Raw genomic sequence first — 15,556 nt, 5'->3', positions numbered from 1 at the left:
GCGTTCGCGACAAGCACAGGGCGCCGTGGTACGGCCCTGGCAAAACCGCGTCAATCGCGGCGAATGCGGGGGTGCCCGCGCAAGATCGAGGTCCGTGTCCCGTGGTCGAGGAGACCGTTTCGCGCCTGCGCGTCCCGTCGGCCGGCCGGGCGCTTCTCGGCAGCCTCGCCCTGGCGGGGCTGACCGGCGCCTTCGCCTGGGCCGCGCCCGAGCACAACGGCTGGGCCGCCCTGGCGCTCGCCGCGGCGCTGGTCCTCGACGGCCTGGCCCAGGCGGCGGGGGCCTGGCTGTCCCGTCGCGGGGGAGGCCCGCCGCGGATCGCCGGTCTGCCCTCCCTGGTGCTGGCCTTCGGACCGGCCGCCGGCCTCGGCGCGGTCCTGTTCGCGGTCGCCCTGGCGCTCTGGCCGGCCGGATTTCCGATCCTGGCCAGCGCCGTTGCGGGGCTGATCGCCATGGGCGCCATCGCGCGCCTCGCCCTCGCCTGGATCGTGCTGCGGATCGACCGGGATCCGGAGGCTTAACCGGACCTTAGGCGATCCGGCCGCATTTCGTGCAGAATGCGGCGTTCCCGCCCCGGCCGCGCCGGGGTGGTGCCCGATGGACGAGCGGGTGGTGCGAACGGATGCCGGACGCGATGCAGGACGAGGCGGCGGGCCGCCGGCACGGGATTTGGGCCGCGGGCGGGATCGAGGCCCTGACGCGTGCGGGCGCGATCCGGCCGGACACGCCCTACGCGCCGGACCAGATCCAGCCCGCGAGCCTCGACCTGCGCCTCGGCGCCCGGGTGTTCCGCGTGCGCACCAGCTTCCTGCCCGGCACCCGCACGGTCTCCGCCTGCATCGCGGCCTTCGCGCTGCACGAGATGGACCTGCGGAACGGGGCCGTGCTCGAGACCGGCTGCGTCTACATCGCCGAGTTGCAGGAGCACCTCGCCCTGCCGGGCGACCTCGCCGCAAGCGCCAATCCGAAGAGCTCGACCGGGCGCATCGACGTCTTCACCCGCGTCATCACCGACCGGGGTGCCGCCTTCGACCAGGTCGAGGCCGGCTATCACGGGCCGCTCTATGCCGAGATCTCGCCCCGCACCTTTCCGGTGAAGGTCCGGACCGGCTCGCGCCTGTCGCAGATCCGATTCCGGCGCGGCGAGCCCCGGCTCACCGATACCGAGCTCGCGGCGCTGCACGCGGCCTCGCCCCTGGTCGACGCCCCGAACCCGACCTTCCAGGGCGGGATCGGGGTCTCCATCGACCTCGCGGGCTTCTCGGGCCTCATCGGCTACCGCGCCCGGCGCCATACCGGGCTCGTCGACGTCGACGCGCCCGGCGCCCACCGGGCGGCGGATTTCTGGGAGCCCCTGCACGCCGACCCGTCGCGGGCGCTGATCCTCGATCCCGGCCAGTTCTACATCCTGGCCTCGAAGGAGGCGGTGCAGGTGCCACCCGATTTCGCCGCCGAGATGGTGCCCTTCGACCCCCTGGTGGGCGAATTCCGGGTCCACTACGCGGGCTTCTTCGATCCGGGCTTCGGCTTCGCCGCCGCCGGCGGCGCGGGGGCCCGCGCCGTCCTCGAGGTGCGCTCGCGCGACGTGCCGTTCCTGCTGGAGGACGGCCAGATCGTCGGCCGCCTCGTCTACGAGCGCATGGCCGAGCGTCCCGCCACCCTGTACGGGGCGGGCGCCGGCTCGAACTACCAGGCCCAGGGGCTGAAGCTCTCCAAGCACTTCGCCTGAGACAAGCACTTCGCCTGAGACAAGCCCTGCGCCCGAGGCGCGCCCGGCGCTCAGGCGATTCTCAGGGCCCAGATCAGCGACAGGCTGACGGCCAGGAGGACGACGAGGGAGCCGGTCACCGCCAGTGTGACCCGGCCGCCGACCCGCGCCAGCACCCGCACGTCGACGCCGAGGCCCAGCGCCGCCATCGACACCACGGTGAGGAGGCCCGCCAGACGCGTCACCGGCTGGGAGGCCGCGTCCGGGACGAGCCCGAGCGAGCGCAGGGTCGCGAGCGCCAGGAAGCCCAGGATGAACCAGGGCACGATCTTGAAGAACCCGAGCCGGCCGGGGCGGCCCTTGGCCGAGCCGCCTTCCGCCGGCAGGTACGGCGCGATGAACGAGAAGGCCACCACGACGGGCCCGAGCATCAGGACGCGCACGAGCTTGACCAGGGTGCCGACCTGGGTCGCCAGGATGCCGACCGGCACCGTGGCGGCGAGCACCTGCGGCACCGCGTAGACGGTGAGGCCCGCCAGCGTGCCGTACTGGTGCTCGGACAGGCCGACGAGGGGGATGAACAGGGGCAGGCCCAGCACCATCAGCACGCCGAGCACCGCCGTGAAGGCGATAGCCGCCACCACGTCCTTGCTGTCGGCCCCGATCACCGGCGCCACCGCGGCGATGGCGGAGTTGCCGCAGATGGCGTTGCCGCAGGCCACCAGGATCGCCATGCGGGGCGGCAGGCCCAGCACCCGGCAGATGGCGTAGCTGGCCACGATCGCCAGCACCACCGTGGCGACGATGCCGACGAGGAGGCTCGTCCCGGAGGCCACGATGGCCCCGAGGCTGATCGAGGCGCCGAGCAGGGTGACGGCGAGTTCGAGCACCTGCTTGGCCGAGAACGCGATCCCGGCCCGGTAGCGCTCGCCCGGGCTCCACAGGGTGCGCAGCGCGATCCCCAGCAGGATCGCGATGACCAGGGCCTCGACGTAGGGATGGCCCGTGGCGCGCTCCTCCAGGGCCTGCACGGCCAGCGCCGCGACCGTGACGGCGAGGCAGACGAGGAGGCCCGGCACGAGCGAGGCGATCCGGCCGCCGGCGGCCCCCGGTCTCCCCGCCCCGGTCGGGGCCGTCGTCATGCTCTTGGTGCTCATGCTGCCTTTCCGTGAGGCAATCGGAAGGAAATTCTGCCCCGGGCTCGCCTGCGAGAACAATGCTCTCCCCTGGCGAAAATCTTCGCAAAACCCATCCATTGATCGGGCAGGGTCGAAGCGCGACATTCACCCCCATGAGCAACCGGTCCGACACTGCGGCGATGGCCTACGATCCCTTCGGCGAACCCGTCGAGATCGCCTGCCAGGGTACGGCCAGCGCGGGCGACCGCCGGGCGCGCAGCGTCGCCGTGGTCGGCTTCTGGCTGGTCGCCGCCGTCCTGACGGCGAGCCGCGTCTACCTGGCGGACGAGCCGGTGGCGCAGATGGTCGCGAACGCTCATGCGCAGGTTGCCGCCTTCATCACCGCCATCCTGTAGGACGGTCCCGTCGTCTAGTACGCCGCCGCGAGGTATTCGGCGATGGCCTTGCCGTCGGCCTCGCTGATCGGCGCGTGATAGACCTTGCGCATCTTCGTCACCTCGCTGGTCCAGAAGGCCGCCCCCTTCCCCGGCGGCTGCATCGCGATGTAGTCGACCGAGTGGCAGCTCTGGCAATTGGCCTCGGCCGCCGCGAGGCCGGCCTCGTGGCCGGAGGCCGGGCGCAGCTGCGTGGTCGGCTCCGGCAGGTCGTAGCTCCGCGGCGCGGCGGCCGCCGGAAGGCCGGCCCAGGGTCCGGCCAGGAGGCCGCTGGCGGCCAGCGCCGCCGCGAGGGGGCGATAGGTCATCCGGTTTCTCCGCTCGCCCATCCTCACGCTGCCTGCACCCGAACGGTCTCGACCACGTTGCGCAGGTAGCCCGGCGGATTCCAGAGCGGCTCCATCGGCTGGGTCGCGCCGTCGTTGCCCGTCGCCCGGACCCGGAGCGCATGCGCACCGGCGGGGAGGTCCACCGATCGGGTCCAGGGCCGGAACGAATAGCGTCCGAGATCGGGACCGAGGGTCGCCTCGGTCCAGGTCCGCCCGTCATCGGTGGAGACCGCCACCGCGCGAATGCCCGAGCCGCCGTCGAAGGCGATGCCGCGCAGAGCCGTCCGCCCGGCCGGGATCGCGGCGCCGTCGGCGAGGTTGGTGACGAAGGAGCGGATGGTGAACCGGTTGATCGGCACGGTGGCCTTGGGGGCCTGGCCGGGCTCGACGCAGGCGCAGGCGTTGTCCGGGATGCGGTAGGCCGACGCCATCCAGAAGCCCTCATAGGGCCTGTCCGTCACCGTGATCGCGTTGAGGTGCTTGACCCAGTAGGTGCCGTAGAAGCCCGGCACCACGAGGCGTAAGGGATAGCCGTTGAGCCAGGGCAGGTCCTCCCCGTTCATGGCCCAGGCCAGCATCACCTCGCCGTCGCGGGCGTGGTCGATGCCGAGCGCCTTGGCGAAGTCCGGAGTCTCGGGCAGGACCGGGCCGTCGAGGCCTTCGAAGACGACCTGCACGGCGCCGGCCTTCACCCCCGCCCGGTCGAGCACGGCCTTCAGGGGCACCCCGGTCCAGCGGGCGTTGCCCATGGCGCCGTTGGCGAGCTGCCCGCCGGCGACGCGGGGCGCGACGAAGCCGCGCGAATTGCCCGAGCACTGGTTGACCGCGACGATCTCGGCGGCCGGCATCGCCTTCAGCGCGGCCAGCGACAGCGCGACAGGCCCGTCGACATGCCCCGACACCGTCAGGCGGAAACGCTCGGGGTCGATGGCGGTCGGGATGTCGGCGAGGTGGTAGCGGACGAAGAAGGCGTCGTTCGGCGTGATCACGGCCTCGTCGAACACCGCGAAGGGCGTCTCGAGCTGCGGGGGCCGCGCCGTCATCTGCAGGAGCGGGCGCTTGCCCGGATAGGCCACGAGGGGGCGCTCGCCATTGCCGAACGGCAGGGTGACGGCCTCGCCGGCCCGGGCCGCGAAGGGCGCGAGGGCCGCGCCGAGCAGCCCGGCCCCGGCCTGCCGCAGGAGCGTTCGGCGATCGGTCTCGGTCATTCCGGCATCTCCCCGTCCGGCTGAAGGCGTCCGCGCGGTCATCGCAGGACGGAGGCGTAGTGGATGTCCTCGGTGAGGCAGGTCGACAGGCGCCACTCCACCGGCCGGTCCTCGAGGTCGACGGCGACGCGGTCGACCTCGAGGACCGGGATGCCCGCGGGCATCCCCAGCAGGGAGGCCCGGTCGGGGCCGAGCGCGATGGCCTTCAGGCGTTCGTGCGCGGTGGCGATCGTGATGCCGAACCGGGTCGCGTAGAGGCTGTAGAGCGTGTTCGGAAGTTCCATCGCCGCCAGGCCGGGGAACAGGCTCGACGGCACGGCGATGGTCTCGACGAGGCAGACCCGCCCGTCGAGGGCGCGCACCCGCTCGAGGCGCACCACCCGCGCGTTGCGCAGGAGGGCGAGGCGGTCGCGCTCGTCGAGGGTGGCCGCGGCCTCCGCGATCGAGACGACGCGGCTCGTCGGGATGCCGGCCACCGCCCCGTCGGGGCGCAGCTTGAAGAAGCGGAAGACGCTCTGCTTGTCGTCGTGCTCGGCCACGAAGGTGCCGCGCCCCTGGCGGCGCACCAGCAGGCTGTCGGCGGTCAGGGCGTCGAGGGCCTTGCGGACCGTGCCCTGGCTGACGCCGAGCTCGGCCGCGAGGACGCCCTCGCTGGGCAGGATCTGGCCCGGCTGCCAGACCGCATCGGCGAGGCGGCGCAGGAGCGTGTCGTAGACCTGCCGATAGAGCGGCCGGAAACCCACCGCATTCCCACCTGTGCGTTCCATGTCGGTGCGCCGCTGCTCCCCGGGCGTGGGAGGAGGAAAGGAGAGGTTTCCCAGCACGGTGTCCCGTCCTTCGTTAAGGCCGAGGCCGGCTCCGGGCAATCGGTCGACCCGCAGGGCCGGCGGCCGGGGGCGCGCTCCGTTCGGAAGGTCGGCCTTCATCCTCAGAGGGCCTCGATCTCGGCCACGAGGGCGTCCGGGACGGCGAGCCCCTCCGCCTCGGCCCGGGCCCGGAGGGCGAGGCGGCGCGCGCCCGGCAGGCGGGCCCCGTCCTGCGTCTCGATGGAACCGGCGAGATCCGCGAACCGGGCCAGGGCCCCGGGGCCGAAGGCATCCGCCGCGAGGGCGATCACGAGCTGCCCGGTGCCGGGCGGATCGCCCTCGGCGTCGAGGAACGAGCTCGCCTCGCCGGCGAAGCGGCCCCCGGTCAGGCCGGCCGCGAGGAGTTCCACCATCAGGGCCAGCGCCGTGCCCTTGGCGTCGCCCAGCGGCACCATGGTGCCCTTGAGGGCCGCGGCCGGGTCGGTGGTCGGCTGCCCGGCCGCGTCGAGGGCCCAGCCCTCGGGGATGGCCTCGCCGCGCTGCCGGGCGGCCATGATCGGGCCGCGCGCCACCTTCGAGAGGGACAGGTCGACCACGATGGGCGCGCGGCCGGGCAGGGGGCAGGCGAAGGCGAGGGGGTTCGTCCCGAACACCGCCCGCGAGCCGCCCCAGGGCGCCATGGCGGCGGGAGTGTTGGCCAGCAGGATCGCCACGAGGCCGGCCTCGGCCAGGGCCTCGACGGGGCGGCCGGCCGCGCCGCAATGGTGGGAGCGCCGGATGCCGGCCGCGGCGACGCCCTGCTCCCGGACCAGGGCCGGAAGCTGCTCCAGCACCGCGTCGAGCGCCGGGTAGGCGAAGCCGTGGGCGGCGTCGACGGCGAGGAGGCCGGGCCGGGGCCGCGTCACCGCGACCACGGCGTCGCCCACCACCTTGCCGGCCCGGACCTGGGCCGCATAGGAGGCCACCCGCGAGAGCCCGTGGCCCTTCAGCCCGTCGGCCTCGGCGCCCACGAGGGCGCGGGCGACGCTGCGGGCGGCGGGCGCCTGCGTTCCGCAGCGGACCAGGGCGTCGGTGACGAGGGCGTGGGCGGCGGCGAGGCTCAGGGTGGTCATGTGGGTCAGCCCTCGGAGAGGTGGCGACGCACGGCCTGCGCCGTGACGCGGGACACGCGCACGTTCGATTCCCGGGTCACCCCGGCGATGTGGGGCGTCAGGATGAGGTTGGGGACGTCGCGGAAGGGGGCGCCGGCGCCGGCATCGAGGGGTTCCTGCGGGAAGACGTCGAGGGCGGCCCCGCCGAGGTGACCGGCGCGCAAGGCCGCCGCCACGGCCGCGCCGTCGACCACATCGCCCCGCGCGGCGTTGATCAGCACCGCCCCGGCCGGCATCCGGGCGATCGCGGCCGCATCGATCATGCCGCGGGTCTCGGGCGTCAGCGGCACGTGCAGGGACAGGACGTCGCTGCCGGCGATGAGGGCGTCGAGGTCGGCGCGCGCGACCGCAGCCCCGTCGGGCCGCCAGGCCGCGTCGTCGGCCGGCAGGAAGGGGTCGTGGGCCGAGACCCGCATTCCGAGGGCGAGGGCGCGGCGGGCGGTCTCGCGGGCGATGGCGCCGAAGCCGACGAGGCCGAGGCGCTTGCCCGAGATCTCCCGGCCCATCAGGGCGTTGCGCGGCCAGGTCCCGGCCGCCACCGCGGCGGTGGCGCCGTAGGCGCCGCGCAGGAGCAGCATCGCGGTGCCGATCACGTACTCCGCCACCGCGACGTCGTTGGCGCCGGTGGCGGGATAGACGGCGATGCCGCGGGCGCGGCAGGCGGCGAGGTCGATGTTGTCGAGGCCGACCCCGAGGCGCCCGACCGCCTTCAGGTCGGGGGCGGCGGCCAGGAGGGCCGCGTTCACCTGGGTGCGGTTGCGGACCACGAGGGCGTCCGCGTCGGCGAGCGCCGCCCGCAGGTCCTCCGGCCGGTCGACCAGCGCCGGGTCGTAGAGCGTGGCGAACCCGGCGAGTTCGGAGGCGATGGCCTCCGCGTCCATGAATTCGCTGATCACCACCTTGGGGCGGCGGGTCGGTGACTCTGCGCTCGTCGGCATTTCGCTTCGGCTCGGCTTGCGGGGGACGGCGTCGCGGGACGGTGCCCGCCGCGTTCCGGGGCGGAACGCGGCGGGAGAGGCTGCGCCGTTCAGGCGCTCCGGTAGAGCTTCGTCATCACGAACTCGCGGTGGCCGAGGGACTCGGCGGCCGTGAGCCGTCCGTTCGCGGTCCGCACCACCATGTCGATCAGGGCATCGCCGGCCTGCGGGATGGTCATCTCACGGGTGAGCACGCCCGAGACGTCGACGTCGATGTGCTCGCCCATGGTGCGCACCGTGCGGGGGTTGCCGGTGATCTTGATCACCGGGACGATTGGGTTGCCGATGACGTTGCCCTGGCCGGTGGGGAAGGTGTGGACCACGTAGCCCGCCGCCGCCATCAGGGTCACGCACTCGGCCGCCGCCGAGGAGGTGTCCATGTAGTACAGGCCCGGCCCCCTGGCGGGGGACTCGGCCGGCTGCAGCGCGTCGATGTAGCGGCAGTCGTGACCGATCTTCTCGAGGTTGCCGAGCGCCTTCTCCTCGATGGTGCTCAGGCCGCCGAGGATATTGCCCTTGGTCGGCTGGGAATCCGAGAGGTCGTCGGTCTTGTGGGCCTCGATGACGTCGTCCTGGTAGGACTTCCACATGGCGAACCACTTGTCGCCGATCTCCGGCGTGGCGGCGCGCTCGCGGCAGAGGTGCTCGGCGCCGGTGATCTCCGAGGTCTCGCCGAACACGCCGTAGATCCCCTGCGGGATCAGCTTGTCGTAGAGGTTGCCCACGGTGGGGCAGGAGGACAGGCCGGTGGTGGTGTCGGACTCGCCGCACTTCGTCGAGATCCAGAGGTCCGAGATCGGGCATTCCTCGCGGGGGAGCTCGGTGGCCCACTGCACGAAGCGCTTGGCCTGGTAGCTCGCCTTGGCGATGGTGGCGATGTCGCCGTGTCCCTCGATGCCGAAGCCGACCACGGGCTTGCCGGTCTTGGCGATGCCCTCGACGATCCGGTTGGTCCACTGGTCCTCGATGCCGATGACCACCACGGCGGCGACGTTCGGGTTCGAGCCGATGCCGATCAGGGTGCGGAAGTGGAGCTCCAGGTCCTCGCCGAACTGCAGGCGGCCGTAGGCGTGGGGGAGGGCCATCGTGCCCTTCACGTTGTTGGCGACCGCCTCGCAGGAGGCGTTCGAGAGGTCGTCCAGCGGCAGGAGGACGACGTGGTTGCGCACGCCGACGCGGCCGTTCTCGCGGCGCCAGCCCATGAAGGTGGCGGCCTCGATATCCGCCGAGGGCCGCGCGGAGCCGAGGGCGCGGGAGGCGAACTGGTCGGGGGCTCCGCCGACGAAGGGGGAGGTGGTCTCGGGGGCGTTCATGATGGACTCTCCGGGCATCGCGACCTCACCAGCGCTTCGTCTTGAGGTTCTGGACGTGGACGTGCTCGCCCTTGGCGACGTCCTTGATGATCTTGCCGATGTCCTGGCCGTACTTGATGGCCGTATCGCCCGCCTTCAGGTCGGCGAGCGCCACCTTGTGGCCGATCGGGATGTCGTGGCGGACATGAACCGCGAAGGTCGAATCGTTCTCGGTGATGACGCCGAACGCGTCGGTGTCGGCGCCGAGCCCTTCGATGACGGCGACGGCGACGTTGTCCAGCGGGCTGTGGGCGAGAAGGTGCGGCTTCGTCCGCCCCTCGCCCGATCCGGCGTGGCTGCTCATTCCGGGATCCTCCTTGGTGACGCCGTCGGCTCTTTGCGGCGACTGAGTCTTATATAAGACATCATAATTTTCGACGTCAACCGGGATTGCTCGATCGACGTCCGACACGGCACCCCAGCCGCACAATTCAACCCCGTTTCAGCAAGGTCTGGCGTGATTTTACTCGCCCGGCGCGGCCCTCGCTTGAATGGTCATGAATCTTATATAAGACAAGGATTCAGGGTATTCTGGCCCACGGTGCGGACCGCCCGTGCGGGGATGCCCCCCGACGATCCTCCGGAGACCGAGACGCACGTGAGCGAGACCCTCCAGATCGTCCTGTGCCTCGCCTGCGCGGGCCTCATCTCGGGCCTGACGGGCTTCGCCTTCGCCCTGGTGGCCTCCGGCACCCTGCTGTCGGTCCGGGCGCCCATCGAGGCGACGGCGCTGGTCCTCGCCTGCAGCATCCTCTCGCAGGCCCTGTCGGTGATGCGGCTGCGGACCCTGCCGCCACGGGCGACGGCCCTGGCGATGATCGGCCCGGGCCTGCTCGGCGCGCCGATCGGGATCTACCTCCTCAAGGACCTCAACCCCGAGATGGTGAAGGTGCTGATCGGGCTGTTCCTGATCCTCTACAGCGCGGGGGTGTCGCTGCTGCGCAGCGACTACCGGGTGTCATTCGGCAATGCCTGGAGCGACGGCGCCGTCGGCTTCCTCGGGGGCATCCTGGGAGGCATCGCGGGGCTGTCGGGCGCGCTTCCCACCGCCTGGAGTCTGGTGCGCGGCTGGGAGCCGCGCACGCAGCGCGCGGTCTACCAGAGCTTCACCCTGGTGCTGCAGGTCTGGTCCCTGGCGATCCTGGCGGTGTTCAACCCGTTCCCGCCCGAGCTTCTGGGCGACCTCGCCCTCGGGCTCCCCATCGTGCTGGTCAGCGTGCTCGTCGGGCTGTCGCTCTTCGCCAAGATCGACCAGCGCCGGTTCCGCTCCCTCGTCCTGGCGCTCCTGGCCGCCATCGGCCTGACCACGACCGCCCTGGCGCTTCCCGGCCTGCTGCACTGAGGCGGCCGACCCCGGGGTCAGCTGCCGGACTTGGCATGGACGTTGGCGAAGAACAGCTCCCGCCAGTCCCTGGCCCCGCGCCGGATCGCCTTCGTGCGCGCCATGAAGTCGACGTAGCGCAGGATCGCCTGGGGCGTCGTCGTGAAGGCGACCTGGGGCGAGGCGAGGATCGACGCGATCAGGCCCACATCCGACCCGTCGCGGGCGAGGCGGGCATAGGCCATCGCGGCCGCCTTCGGATCGGCCGCGATGGCGGCCACGGCCTCCTCCAGGGCCGCCGTGAAGGCGGCGTGGACGGTGGGATTGGCCTCCACGAAGGCGGCGGAGGCCCAGACCACGTTGAAGGTCGCGGGGCCGCCGAGCACGTCGAAGCTGTTGAGGATCGTGCGGATGCCGGGCTTGCGCAGCTCAAGTTCCTGGATCGGCGCGGCGGTGAAATGCGCGCTCACCTCCTGGCCCGCCAGGAGCGCGGCCATGCCGTCCGGGTGCGACAGGGTCACGGTCAGGCGGTCGAGGTCGTTGCGACGGGCTTCCCCGAGTTCCTTCTCGGCCGCCATCTGCAGGACCATGGCCTGGACCGAGACCTTGACGGCGGGCAGCGCGATCTTGTCCCGGTCGGTGAAGTCGCCGAGGGACCGGATGCGGTCCGCGTTGGTGTTCATGAGGAGCGGCATGGCGTTCATCGCCGCCACGCCCTTCACCGCCATGCCGGTCCCGTCGGTCTTCGACCAGAGCAGGACGAGGGGCGGCACGCCGCCGGCCACGAACTGGACCGAGCCGGACAGGAGCGCGTCGTTCATGGCCGCCCCGCCCGCCAGGGTGACGAAGCGGGCGCCGAGGTTCGGCAGGCCCTTCGCGGCGGCGTGCTTCCGGAGCAGGCCCTGCTCCTCCATGATCATCAGCGGCAGGTGCCCCAGGCTCGGCTGGCGGGCGATGCCGACCTCCTGCACCGCGGCGCGTGCCGGCCGCAGCCCGGCGAGGAGGGGCAGGCCCGCGCCGAGCAGCCCCCGGGCCAGAACCTCGCGTCGGCGCATGTGAACCTCCCTCGGTCGAAGCGGTGATGGGGCCTGTGCGGTCAGCCCGCCTTCGGCCGGCGGATCACGGGTGCGGGCACGCTCTCGATGAGCACGTTCAGGCAGGCCGGCAGGCCGCTCGCATGGGCCTCCTCCAGGGCCTGGGGCAGATCCTCGGCCCGGGTGACCAGGGCGCCGTGGCCGCCGAGCGCCGTGGCGACGCGATCGTAGCGCGAGCTCAGGAGGTCGCAGTGGCGCGCCCGGGCCGCGCCGTACTGGCGCAGCTGGATCTGGTACTCGGCGTTCCAGCGGGCATCGTTGCCCACCACCGCGATGAAGGGCAGGCCGTAGCGCACGGCCGTGTCGAACTCGGCCATGTGGAAGCCGAAGGTGCCGTCCCCCAGCACCGCCACCACGGGCCCCGCCGGGTCGTGGAGCCGGGCCGCCAGGGCGAAGGGCAGGGACGCGCCGATGGTGCCCGAGACCCCGTTGATGAGGCGCCGGGGTGCGCGCACCAGGGCCTGCGGCCATTGCCCGATCTCGCCGCCGTCGCAGATCAGCGTGCCGCCGGGATGCCGGTCGAGGAAGGCGGCGACGCCGCGGCACAGCTCCACCGGATGGAGGCGGCCCTCCGCGGCGCGCCGGTCGTCCCAGTCCGGGGGCCGGTACGCCACGGCCGCCCGCACGGCGGCGTGCCAGTCCGGCCGGCCGCCGGAACGAGGCTCGCCCGGGTCGCGGGCCAGGGCGGCGAGGGTGGGCAGCGCGTCGGCGGTGCCCGAGACGGCGAGCCGGGCCGGATCGACCCGCGCGGCGAGCGCCGGGTCGGGGTCGACGACGACGAAGCGGCAGGCCGGCGCCACCGCGGGCGCCTCGCCGAACTTCAGGGTGAAATCGAGGGGCTTGCCGACGAGCACGAGGCAATCGGCCTGCGCCAGCACCTCGGCGAAGGCGCCCAGGCTCGGATCGTTGAGGCCGCGCGGGCTCTCCATGCCGAGGACCGGCACGCCGGTGGCCGCTTCCAGCGCGGCCATCCGTGCGCGGCCCTCGGGGCCGCAGGCGGCCGGGCCGCACAGGATCAGGGGGCGCTGGGCGCGGCCGAGTTCCGCCGCCACCGCCGCGACGAGCTCGGCCCCGGGCTCGCCGATCCGGATCGTGGCGTCGGGAGGGGTCGACGGTGCGGCCGCCGCGGGCGCCTCCAGGAGATCGACCGGCAGGCTGAGATGGACGGGGCCGGGCCGGCCCTCGCGGGCGATCCGCATGGCCCGGGCGATGTCGTCCGCCAGGGTGTCGACGGAGGCCGCCGTCCACGAGGCCTTGGCCATGGGTCGGGCGATGTCGGCCTGGGCGAGTTCCTGGAAGGCGCCGCGCCCGAGTTCCGACAGGCCGGCATGGCCCGAGAGGAGGAGGACCGGGCTCTCCGCCGCGAGCGCCGTGAACAGGGCGGCGGCGCCGTTGGTCTGCCCCTGGCCGCCGGTGACCAGGGCCACGCCGACCTCGCCGGTCAGGCGCCCCCAGGCATCGGCCATGTGGACGCAGGCCGCTTCCTGGCGGACATGCACCACCGCGATGTCCGTGCCCAGGAGGGCATCGAAGACCGGCATGATGTGGTTGCCCGACAGGGTGAAGATGCGGGTGACGCCCAGGCGCTCCAGCGTCTCGACGACGACGTCGGCTCCGCTCGGCCGGCCCCGGGACTGGTCCATGGCGTCTCTCTCCGAGATCCGTCGGGTGGGCGCGCGGCCTCAGGCCGCGGCGTCGAGCAGGGAGGCGCCGGGGCGCACATGGGTGAAGGCGACGGGCTCCAGGGTGACGTCGAGCCCGTTTCCGCCCTGGCGCACCACGGTGTAGCGCGAGGTGGCGAGGTCCGAGGCCTCGGGGAAATCCTCCCGGAAATGCGCGCCGCGGCTGTCGGTACGGGCCAGGGCGGCGGCGCGGATCGACTGGCTGACGAGGACGAGGTTCTCGAGGTTGAGCCGGTCCATCCAGGTCAGGTTGTAGCGGCGGTTGCCGTCGGGAATGCCGGCCTCCGCGACCGCGGCGGCGAGGCCGTCGAGGCGGTCGCCGGCCCGGGCCAGGCCGGCCGCGTCGCGCAGGATGCCGACATCGTCCCACATGGTGGCGTAGAGAGCTTCGCGAATGGCCTCCAGGTCGCCGGCCCGGCGCCCGAGGGGACCGTAGGCGCGGGCGAGCCCCGCCTCGACGACGTGCAGATCAGGCTCGGCCCGATGCGTCACGCCCCGGACCGCGCCGGCCATGGCGGCGCCGGCCAGGCCCCCGAACACCGTCGAGTTGGCGACGCCGTTGCCGCCGAGGCGGTTGGCGCCGTGCACCCCGCCGGTATCCTCGCCCGCCGCGTAGAGGCGCGGCAGTTCGGTGCCGCAGCCGGGGCGGAAGGCGACCCCGCCCATCATGTAATGGGCGGTGGGGATCACCTCGACCAGGCCCCCGGCGAGGTCGAAGCCGCAATCGGCGCAGCGCTCGACCATGCCCTTGAACTTGCGCCGGACGTCGGCGGGGCCGAGATGGCTCATCTGGATGTAGACGCCGCCGTTCGGGCTGGCCTGGCCGTCGCGGATGCGCCGCATGATCGAGCGGCTCACCACGTCGCGGGTCGCCCGCTCCGCGCGCGGGTCGTAATGCTGCATGAAGCGCTCGCCCGAGGCATCGAGCAGGTAGCCGCCCGCGCCCCGCAGGCCCTCCTCCAGCACCGTTCCGGTCATCCGGGTGCCGGCGCCCGCGAGCAGGCCGGTGGGATGGAACTGCACCATCTCCATGTCGCGCAAGGGGAGCCCGGCGCGGAGCGCCATGGCGAGGCCGTCGCAGGTCTTGTCGCCGGACGGCGTGTGGAACTTGTACATGGTCGGGCCACCGCCCGTGGCGAGCAGGGTCGCCTTGGCCCGCACCAGCACGGGCACGCCGGTGCGCATGTCGAGCATCAGGACGCCGGCGAGACCGGAGCCGTCGGCCGCCGGGATCAGCTCGAGGGCGCGGTGGTCCTCCAGGCGACGGACGTCGCGGCGCCAGACCTGCTCGGAGAGGCGGTTGATGATCTCGATGCCGGTGAGGTCGCCCTTGTGCACGGTCCGGTCGAAGGTCTGCCCGGCGAAGGCCTTCTGGTGGACGCTGCCGTCCGGGTTGCGGTCGAAGAAGCAGCCGAGCTCGCTCTCCAGTTCGCGGATGCGGACCTGCGCTTCCGTGACCAGGGTCCAGGCCAGCGCCTGGTCGTTGAGCCACTTGCCGCCCTCGATCGTGTCCATGAAGTGGCGCTCGACCGAATCGCCGGGGGCGAGGGCGACGTTGTAGCCGCCCTGGACCATGCGGGTGCAGCCGCATTTGCCGAGCAGCCCCTTCACCGCGACGGTGACGTCGAGATCCGGCGCGGCCTTCTTGGCGTGCAGGGCGGCGAACAGGCCCGCCCCGCCGGAGCCCAGGATGAGGATGTCGGTCTCGATCGCTGCGAGGTCGGTCCGCATCAGGTGGCTCCCAGGCTCTGGATGATGGCGTCGCGCCGGCCGGCGACGTCGCGCTGGACCTCGGCGAAGAGCGAGCCGCCATGGGAATCCATGCCGACGAGCAGGGGGCCGAAATCGCGGATCGCGAACTTCCACAGGCTCTCGGGATGGAGATCGTCGAGGTCGATGTCGTCGATCCGCTCGATCCAGGTCGTCTCCAGGGCGGCCGCCCCCCCGACGATGGCGAGGTAGGCGCCGCCCTGCTCGGCGAAGGCCTCGAGGGTCTTCGGTCCCATGCCGCCCTTGCCCACGATGAGGCGCACGCCTTCCCGCCGCATCAGCGCATCGGTGAAGCGCTCCATCCGCATGGAGGTGGTGGTGCCGATGCAGAACGGGGCGTAGCCGACGGGAGCCTCGGCCGAGACCGGCACCTGGTGGACGTTGGGTGCGGTGTGGATGACGGCGTGGCCGGCGAGGTCGAGATGCGTCCGGCGCTCCCGGTCGAACATGTGGATCAGGGTCGCGTCCCGGATGCCGAACAGGGTCTTGCGCAAGGTCACGGTGTCGCCGATGCGCAGGGCGCGCGCCTGCGCTGCGTCGATCGGCATGTCGAGGATGTGGTGCATGGCGCGGGCCCTCCCGGAG

The 15,556-nt window shown here is 72.8% G+C and carries 16 protein-coding genes; 4 read left to right on the top strand and 12 right to left on the bottom strand.

Features of this window, described 5'->3' with window-relative positions:
• Positions 1-101 precede the first annotated feature (101 nt).
• Complete coding sequence (locus tag ACLBWX_RS10890; RefSeq protein ID WP_447677078.1) at positions 102-521, top strand: hypothetical protein; 420 nt, start codon at positions 102-104, stop codon at positions 519-521.
• A 101-nt stretch (positions 522-622) separates the two neighbouring features.
• On the top strand, positions 623-1,729 hold the full coding sequence (locus ACLBWX_RS10885) for a 2'-deoxycytidine 5'-triphosphate deaminase (protein WP_447677077.1): 1,107 nt from the start codon (positions 623-625) through the stop codon (positions 1,727-1,729).
• A 50-nt stretch (positions 1,730-1,779) separates the two neighbouring features.
• On the opposite strand, the gene ACLBWX_RS10880 is transcribed toward ACLBWX_RS10885, so the two are convergent.
• Positions 1,780-2,865: a YeiH family protein gene (locus tag ACLBWX_RS10880; protein WP_447677076.1), complete on the bottom strand. Its 1,086-nt coding sequence runs from the start codon at positions 2,863-2,865 to the stop codon at positions 1,780-1,782.
• Between the two features lie 134 nt (positions 2,866-2,999).
• On the opposite strand from ACLBWX_RS10880, the gene ACLBWX_RS10875 reads away from it, so the two are divergent.
• On the top strand, positions 3,000-3,242 hold the full coding sequence (locus ACLBWX_RS10875) for a hypothetical protein (RefSeq protein WP_447677075.1): 243 nt from the start codon (positions 3,000-3,002) through the stop codon (positions 3,240-3,242).
• A gap of 14 nt (positions 3,243-3,256) precedes the next feature.
• Here the strand turns inward: ACLBWX_RS10875 and sorB are convergent, their stop codons facing one another.
• The 7 genes from sorB to ACLBWX_RS10840 form a co-directional block, all read right to left on the bottom strand.
• Positions 3,257-3,589 carry a SorB family sulfite dehydrogenase c-type cytochrome subunit gene (gene sorB / locus ACLBWX_RS10870; RefSeq protein ID WP_447677074.1) on the bottom strand — a complete coding sequence of 111 codons (333 nt, stop codon included), beginning with the start codon at positions 3,587-3,589 and terminating at the stop codon, positions 3,257-3,259.
• Between the two features lie 23 nt (positions 3,590-3,612).
• Positions 3,613-4,818, bottom strand: coding sequence for a SorA family sulfite dehydrogenase catalytic subunit (sorA, locus tag ACLBWX_RS10865; protein ID WP_447677073.1), 1,206 nt, complete (start codon positions 4,816-4,818; stop codon positions 3,613-3,615).
• Positions 4,819-4,856: 38 nt separating this feature from the next.
• Positions 4,857-5,585 carry a GntR family transcriptional regulator gene (locus ACLBWX_RS10860; protein WP_447677072.1) on the bottom strand — a complete coding sequence of 243 codons (729 nt, stop codon included), beginning with the start codon at positions 5,583-5,585 and terminating at the stop codon, positions 4,857-4,859.
• A gap of 161 nt (positions 5,586-5,746) precedes the next feature.
• Entirely contained in the window at positions 5,747-6,736 is a 990-nt protein-coding gene (locus ACLBWX_RS10855) for an Ldh family oxidoreductase (protein WP_447677071.1), read from the bottom strand.
• A gap of 5 nt (positions 6,737-6,741) precedes the next feature.
• Positions 6,742-7,713, bottom strand: a complete 972-nt coding sequence (locus ACLBWX_RS10850) for an NAD(P)-dependent oxidoreductase (RefSeq protein WP_447677070.1) — start codon at positions 7,711-7,713, stop codon at positions 6,742-6,744.
• An 89-nt stretch (positions 7,714-7,802) separates the two neighbouring features.
• Positions 7,803-9,065, bottom strand: coding sequence for a UxaA family hydrolase (locus ACLBWX_RS10845; protein WP_447677069.1), 1,263 nt, complete (start codon positions 9,063-9,065; stop codon positions 7,803-7,805).
• 25 nt (positions 9,066-9,090) lie between these two features.
• On the bottom strand, positions 9,091-9,408 hold the full coding sequence (locus ACLBWX_RS10840; RefSeq protein ID WP_056468338.1) for a UxaA family hydrolase: 318 nt from the start codon (positions 9,406-9,408) through the stop codon (positions 9,091-9,093).
• A 294-nt stretch (positions 9,409-9,702) separates the two neighbouring features.
• On the opposite strand from ACLBWX_RS10840, the gene ACLBWX_RS10835 reads away from it, so the two are divergent.
• Positions 9,703-10,446, top strand: coding sequence for a sulfite exporter TauE/SafE family protein (locus ACLBWX_RS10835; protein WP_447677068.1), 744 nt, complete (start codon positions 9,703-9,705; stop codon positions 10,444-10,446).
• Between the two features lie 17 nt (positions 10,447-10,463).
• Here ACLBWX_RS10835 and ACLBWX_RS10830 read toward each other — a convergent pair whose 3' ends face one another.
• From ACLBWX_RS10830 to ACLBWX_RS10815, 4 genes are read right to left on the bottom strand one after another with little or no spacing between them, the layout of a single operon-like run.
• Entirely contained in the window at positions 10,464-11,480 is a 1,017-nt protein-coding gene (locus ACLBWX_RS10830; protein WP_447677067.1) for an ABC transporter substrate-binding protein, read from the bottom strand.
• Between the two features lie 41 nt (positions 11,481-11,521).
• A complete protein-coding gene (locus ACLBWX_RS10825; RefSeq protein WP_447677066.1) occupies positions 11,522-13,162 on the bottom strand; it encodes a thiamine pyrophosphate-binding protein in 1,641 nt (546 codons plus the stop codon).
• 39 nt (positions 13,163-13,201) lie between these two features.
• On the bottom strand, positions 13,202-14,932 hold the full coding sequence (locus tag ACLBWX_RS10820; RefSeq protein ID WP_447677065.1) for an L-aspartate oxidase: 1,731 nt from the start codon (positions 14,930-14,932) through the stop codon (positions 13,202-13,204).
• Positions 14,932-15,537, bottom strand: coding sequence for a fumarate hydratase C-terminal domain-containing protein (locus ACLBWX_RS10815; RefSeq protein WP_447677064.1), 606 nt, complete (start codon positions 15,535-15,537; stop codon positions 14,932-14,934). The genes ACLBWX_RS10820 and ACLBWX_RS10815 overlap by 1 nt, the downstream gene beginning before the upstream one ends.
• Positions 15,538-15,556: the final 19 nt, after the last annotated feature.

This window comes from Methylobacterium sp. M6A4_1b (genome assembly GCF_053345175.1).
This window is presented reverse-complemented; position numbering and strand designations above follow the sequence as displayed.